A 6089-nucleotide genomic window follows, 5' to 3' on the forward strand; every position below is an offset into this window, starting at 1 on the left:
TTATCTGGATTTAACATATCGTGAACAAGTCTTAATCTTTCTTCGCCATCAAGACTCTCTGCTCTTACTCCCATAGATTTAAAGTTAGATAGAATATCTACTTCAAGCCTATTTAACTTTGCTCTTGCTTGCTCTAGGTTATCTGCTTCTGTGGTAAAGGTTATATACTTCATCTTTTTAAGTCCGTTATTTCCCTTTGCAAGTTGAAGCTTTAACATCTCCCTAAACTCTTTTCTTACATCGTCATAGAAGTCTCCCTTATCAGCAATTTTAATTGCGTCTTGTAGGTCTTTATTTCTCCCTAATTGATTTACATATGAAAGTTCTATGTGGACACTTGGATCAAAAGAATTTAAAAAGTTGGCAAATTGGTTAAAGATTAAATCTCTATCTTCTTCCAATGCCAACTGGTAATTTATATCTTGAAATGAAATTGTCTTTGAATAATTTTTTTCATCTAACTGGCAAATGCCCTCTGGTAACATTCTTATATATGGAATAGTGTCCTCAACTGTAAATCTCTTTTTCTCTTTCTTTAAAAGTACACTTAGAAGACTATTTGTTGGATCTTTCTTTGTTTTTAGCCTTCTTACTTCCTTTCGGTCTTTTTTTAATTGTTTTTCCCTTAGATTTAAGTCGCTGATTTGCTTTTTTCTTTGCTTCAAGGTATGCCTCCTTACTTATTCTCTTAGTTGGTTGATAAAACTTATGAAGATAGAAAAATTTAAAATATTTTTCAAAAGTTAAGGTGTCTTTTTCGTATAAGGTTATAAAAAAGATTGGCAGGGTTACTGTTAGCATTACAATGATTGAAACATCATTAGGTAGATATTTCTTCATAAATAGATAGGTTGGTATGCCAATTAGTCCTGCCACAGAAAAACCTATAAGTTGTCTTTTGGTTAAGTTAAAGGCAACCTTTGTTTTAATCTTGTCCAAATCTTTTGGTATTGGTACATATGCCATTTTAATCTCCCTCTACTTCTTTTTTGGAAAGTTCAAGTATATGGTCATAATTAGATGTTGTTTCCTCTTCTAGGTAGCTAATTCTTTCTTCTAATTCTTCTTGTTTTTCTTCATTTCTATCATTGTATTCTCCTTGATACATAACAAATTCATTGTGACATCTTCCGAGTCTGTTTATTTTTTTCTTTAAGTTTCTAATCTCTTCATTTCTTTTTTTCTCTTTTAAGATTTCATAAGTTCCTCCCAATAAAATTCCAAGTCCCAATAAAGCACAATTTTTCTTTTTTAACATTTATTCCTCCTAGTGCGTATTCATAATACTTTTTGCAACTGTTCCACTCTTAAACATCATAAGTCCAAGTAGTAGAGCATATCCTAATATACTAAACAAGCTTGCGTGAATATCTGTAATCTGTACCGTCCTTATTAAAACGGTGTAGATACCTAAACATACCATCAAAAACAAACCTTGTAGTCCCAAGGCAAAAAGTCCCTTGATATAATTTGTTCCAATCTGACCCCATTCTTTATTTCCCATAGTCGCAAATGGTATGGATGATACTGATGAGTAGACATATATTTCAAACATACGCCCATATACTATTAAGGTAATAGTTAAAGATATACATTGAATTGCAATCCTTACAAGGCTTGTTTCAACTAATATCATTAAAAGCTCACCTATTTCTTTTTCTTTTAATGCATCAACCATTGTAACTATCTGATCTCCTGAAACAGTGGCAGAAGTAGTAATTACCCCTGCCGCTTTGTTTACAAGATTTTGTGCCACATCAAAGACTGCCATTGAAAATTCAAAGGCATGGCTTGCAAGGTAGACTGCTATAAACATCTTTATAATGTATTTGAAAAACTCAAAAGTATCTGTATCGTGCATATTATTCTTTTGCATAACCATATTTATGAGTTCAATACATAAAACTGCTGTTATGATAAGACCTGCTATTGGAACAATAACATTGTCATTAATGTTTTTTATGAAGTTATATACTTCTCCATTCCAACCCATTGGTGTCTTTCCAACATCAGTTGCAATAACTCCTACCTTGTCATTTATATCTAAGAACATGGACTCAAGATTTGCTTTGATACCTCCGAGTAGCATATCCTTAAAAAATTCAGTTAGCTTGTCAAAGATACCAAACATAGACTTTCTCCTAATTTAAAGCATTTGCAAGTAGTGGAATTAATTTAATACCGATTAGTACAATTCCTCCACCAGCCATAAGCTGCTTAATACCTTGAGATTTAGCACCAGATAGTGATAGGTAATCCTTTGATGTTATCTCCGGATTTTCCCCCACTTCACACCGTGCATGCGACTTTCACCGCACACGGCGTTCCATCACAAGAAAGATTTTCACGTTTTAACTAAGACTTACACACTTCGTAACAAATTATTTTTTTTCTAAATTAGTGGCAATCCTGCCATTTTTCTAAGCTTATTACATTTCTCGATCTGCTTGACCGTTAAGCCAAGCTCTTTTATATATTTTTGGATTGTATCTTCTTTTGTTGCATGGATAAGTATATGAACTGCTTCTGTAACAAGAATTAAGTTGCTATAACTGTCTGTACCGCCTTGTTCAAGCGGTATCTTGTGATGGCAATGTATATCGTTTGGTGTAAGTTTTACACCTGTTACCCCACATCTGCCATATTGAGCTGCAAAGAGCGAAATTCTGTTGTCTGCAAACTCTATACTCTTATCAAGTACAGGATGTCTCATCAACCAAACAAGTGTATCTACATCAATTTGCAGATTTTTATGAATAAAAGCTCTGCCCTTTACAGTGTATTTATTTACAACCTTTTTCTTGTGTTTTGCGTCCTTTGTCCTAATATATCCAACTGGAATTAGCGGATGTCCATTAAGGAAGCGAAGCTGTTTACTTTTTCCATATTTTTCTTTGATAAATCCTTTGTTTAGCGTTCCACTGGTTTTAATATCAAGTCTGTTGTTCATCTGCTTTTTAATGTGAAAGGCTATTTTAGCAAAGTCCAAACTTACATTTGTTGCTATTTGGTAGTAATTATGCAAGCCTGAAACAGTGGCATTATACTTGGCTATTGCTTTGTACTGTTCCTTTTCGTTTGCAGGTCTTTTTATATCCGCAACACATTTAGAAATATTTTCTTTTGCATTTTTCAGTGCCTTATCACTTATATGCGACTGTACAACAAACTTTTTGCCTTTTGGTTTAACCTTAAGCTTAAATCCTAAGAACTCCGAATACCTTTGTTTTAGATTTGTTATTTTAGATTTTTCTTCACTCACATTTAGTTTTAATCGGTCTTGCAACCATTTTGTAACTGCCTGATAGGTTCTTTTTGCATCGTAGTAATTACGGCAAAATATCTTAAAATCATCAGCATACCTTACAATGTATATTTCTTTTAGGTTGCTTGTTCTTAAAGCTCTGTAAGTATGGCTTTTTATCTCTGTTCCTTGACTGTTCGTTCTCTGTTTATATGGATAATGCGTAGGCATTGTCAGCCATTGAGATGAAACCCACCAATCTAATTCGTTCAAGACTACATTAGATAGTAGCGGTGATAATATTCCGCCTTGTGGTGTTCCCTTTGTTGGTGTAATTACCTTTTTATCGGGCATAACTATGTCTGCTTTAAGCATTTCCTTAATGATACAAAGTAACTTTTTGTCATGGATTCCTAAATTCCAAAGCTGCCTTATGAGCTTTGCATGATATACGTTATCGAAAAATCCTTGTATATCAATATCGACTACATAGTGTAAGTGCTGTATCTGCATTAGTCTTGCACATTCTGCAATAGCGTGTTCCGTACTCCTGTTAGATCGAAACCCATAGGAACTGTCATGAAACTTGGCTTCACATATCGGCTCTAATATTTGCAAGATACATTGTTGTACAATTCTATCTACAATAGTTGGTATTCCTAAAGGTCTAATTTTCCCATTAGGCTTTCGCATTTCCACTCTCTTTACAGGGCGTGGCTTATACCAATGAAACTGTTTTTGTATGAGAGAAATGTATTCTTCTTCATTTAGCCTTGATAGATGTTTTATTGTTCTGCCATCTACCCCAGCCGTATGACTTCCTTTGTTCCCTTTTATACTACGATAGGCAAGTTTAATATTTTCTCTTGAAGTTATCAACTCCATTAAATTTGAAAATACTTTATTATTACCGCTATCTTCATATAAATCATCAAGGACTTTTTGCAAGTCATAGTATTCCGTATAACGGATTTTGCTTTGTTTCAGTGTTTGTTTCGAAGTGGACACAGTCACCATCTCCTTTCGGATTTGATTTTCTTTGTCATACTCGAAGCTGTGTTTGTCTTAATTTCAGTTCTTGTACTTTCATGTGACTGGTGGCTATCCCTCCACGAACTTATTATTTTCGCTTCATAGGTACTGTGCCACCACTTTCACCGAGATAAAGAATGGTTATATGCTGTTTTTTTCAGTCATTTTCCCATTCAACACTTCATTAGCATTAGACTGCTTCCATGCTCTTGGCTTACCACGTTCCGACAATCTTATCTTTGAATACGTTTAGGTTCTTCCTCTAAGCCTGTGTTTAGTTTTCACCATATCGCCTGTAACGATATATGGATTTTCATAACAACCATTCTTACTCATCCACAAACACCCCATCTTTGATGGGAATTGCCGTTAGGCAAATTCAAACGTTTAGACCCTTACATTCGGAAGTACGTCAGTGCTTTGGTATACACATTATCACCATGCGTATTTGACACCCGACATATAGGTAGCACCGTCCACCTCTGAACAGCTTTCGTGTCTGATGTTAATATCAGTCTTACGGCTACTCTCTGCCGACTTCACCGAGCTTTTGACAATGAAATAGTCTAATATTCATTGCCAATCGGAGTATCAGTGTAGGCATTTCAGGGCGTTACCCCGTCATTCTACCTATCAGATTGCCAGTTCTCCTAAGTTTTGAACTTTCAGTCCTTCGACTTAGTGCATAAGCTTTTCACTTATGAACGTGTCGCACGGTTATCATTACCATAACCTTCCATTAAGTTAATAACTCCCCATGCTCCTAAACCTGCACCAATTGCAGTTACAAGTGTCTTTAAAACTCCAACTCCAGCTGTAAAAAATTCCATATTATTCCTCCTCGTTTTCTTTCTTATTTTCTATTTTGTTTAGTGATTTAACTATAAAGTTCTTGTAGACCTTATCTCCTTTTTTGTTTTCTTTGAAATATCCAAAGACGTGGATCAGATCTCCTTTTTCAAATTCTTTTACAATTTCTACCTTTTCTCCATATACTGAGCAATTTGTATATTCTTTGCCCTTTCCATATTTTTTAACAAGAGCAAAATTTGCTACTTGAACATTTTCTCCATCTTTTTCAAATTCTGAAAATTCAGCTTCCTTAACTAAATTTGCATTAATATTTATCATTTCTCTATCCATTAATTTCTTCTCCTTAATCTATAAATTTCAATTAAAAAAGCGACTGAACTTATATTTCAATCGCTAAATGCCTTATATATTAAATTGTTTTAGTGGGACTTCTTATCCTTACCATTTTAAGCCTCCTAATTTTGAGTATAAAAAAAGACGATAGAGTTTTTAATTTCTATCGCCTATTAATACCTTATTTCTAGTCTTCTAATATCGATACTTCAAGGTCTATTGCTTTAAATGTAACAGTTATTCCTACTTCTTCTTTTACTATTTTTTCAAATAGCTCAGCTATATCATATGGGGACATATCATATATATCTTCATACCATTCATTACTTTCATCGTACATTGTCTCACATATTGCTTCAATATAATTTTTCTTATCCATTGTGAGTTCTATATCACTTTCCAAAATAAACTGCTCACCATTTATATTTAATATAATTAAAGATGATTTTCTATTTTCACACATTTTACTTTCTCCATAAACTTAAATATTTAACCTATTTATTTTATAACTTGATTTTAACTTTACCTTATCTCTATTTGTTAGATACTCTTCCACATCAAATAAATTCTTCTTATCATAATCTTCCAATAACTTGTAATTCTTATGCTTTGTAATATCAAATTTATCAGACAAGAAAGGTCTTACTCCTCTTAGCTGGTATATACA

6 protein-coding genes and 4 pseudogenes are annotated in these 6089 nt (G+C 33.6%); all 10 read right to left on the reverse strand.

Going from position 1 to position 6089, the window contains the following annotated elements; all coding sequences use genetic code 11:
- Positions 1 to 665: pseudogene (locus QP860_RS10195) on the reverse strand (VirB4-like conjugal transfer ATPase, CD1110 family); the annotation flags it as partial.
- Positions 556 to 966: a PrgI family protein gene (locus QP860_RS10200; RefSeq protein ID WP_284912751.1), complete on the reverse strand. Its 411-nt coding sequence runs from the start codon at positions 964 to 966 to the stop codon at positions 556 to 558. The pseudogene QP860_RS10195 and the gene QP860_RS10200, both read right to left, overlap by 110 nt.
- 1 nt (position 967) lies before the next feature.
- Positions 968 to 1258 (reverse strand): hypothetical protein, encoded by a 291-nt coding sequence (locus QP860_RS10205; protein WP_062570875.1) that lies wholly within the window; start codon positions 1256 to 1258, stop codon positions 968 to 970.
- A gap of 9 nt (positions 1259 to 1267) precedes the next feature.
- On the reverse strand, positions 1268 to 2131 hold the full coding sequence (locus tag QP860_RS10210) for a VirB6/TrbL-like conjugal transfer protein, CD1112 family (RefSeq protein ID WP_284912753.1): 864 nt from the start codon (positions 2129 to 2131) through the stop codon (positions 1268 to 1270).
- Between the two features lie 10 nt (positions 2132 to 2141).
- Positions 2142 to 2240 (reverse strand): annotated as a pseudogene (locus QP860_RS10215) (Maff2 family mobile element protein); the annotation flags it as partial.
- A 152-nt stretch (positions 2241 to 2392) separates the two neighbouring features.
- On the reverse strand, positions 2393 to 4252 hold the full coding sequence (ltrA, locus tag QP860_RS10220; protein ID WP_284912754.1) for a group II intron reverse transcriptase/maturase: 1860 nt from the start codon (positions 4250 to 4252) through the stop codon (positions 2393 to 2395).
- A 725-nt stretch (positions 4253 to 4977) separates the two neighbouring features.
- Positions 4978 to 5106, reverse strand: a pseudogene (locus QP860_RS10225) (Maff2 family mobile element protein); the annotation flags it as partial.
- A gap of 1 nt (position 5107) precedes the next feature.
- Complete coding sequence (locus QP860_RS10230) at positions 5108 to 5419, reverse strand: single-stranded DNA-binding protein (protein WP_002842311.1); 312 nt, start codon at positions 5417 to 5419, stop codon at positions 5108 to 5110.
- Positions 5420 to 5609: 190 nt separating this feature from the next.
- Positions 5610 to 5885, reverse strand: a complete 276-nt coding sequence (locus tag QP860_RS10235; RefSeq protein ID WP_284912755.1) for a hypothetical protein — start codon at positions 5883 to 5885, stop codon at positions 5610 to 5612.
- Between the two features lie 18 nt (positions 5886 to 5903).
- Positions 5904 to 6089, reverse strand: a pseudogene (locus tag QP860_RS10240) (VirD4-like conjugal transfer protein, CD1115 family); the annotation flags it as partial.

This window comes from Aerococcus sp. UMB1112A (genome assembly GCF_030230715.1).
Taxonomy (GTDB): domain Bacteria; phylum Bacillota; class Bacilli; order Lactobacillales; family Aerococcaceae; genus Aerococcus.

Bases quoted from the DNA above. Each gene is read 5' to 3' on its own strand.
- QP860_RS10230 (WP_002842311.1), bottom strand. From the start codon at position 5,419: ATGGATAGAGAAATGATAAATATTAATGCAAATTTAGTTAAGGAAGCT.
- QP860_RS10200 (WP_284912751.1), bottom strand. From the start codon at position 966: ATGGCATATGTACCAATACCAAAAGATTTGGACAAGATTAAAACAAAG.
- QP860_RS10205 (WP_062570875.1), bottom strand. From the start codon at position 1,258: ATGTTAAAAAAGAAAAATTGTGCTTTATTGGGACTTGGAATTTTATTG.
- QP860_RS10235 (WP_284912755.1), bottom strand. From the start codon at position 5,885: ATGTGTGAAAATAGAAAATCATCTTTAATTATATTAAATATAAATGGT.
- QP860_RS10210 (WP_284912753.1), bottom strand. From the start codon at position 2,131: ATGTTTGGTATCTTTGACAAGCTAACTGAATTTTTTAAGGATATGCTA.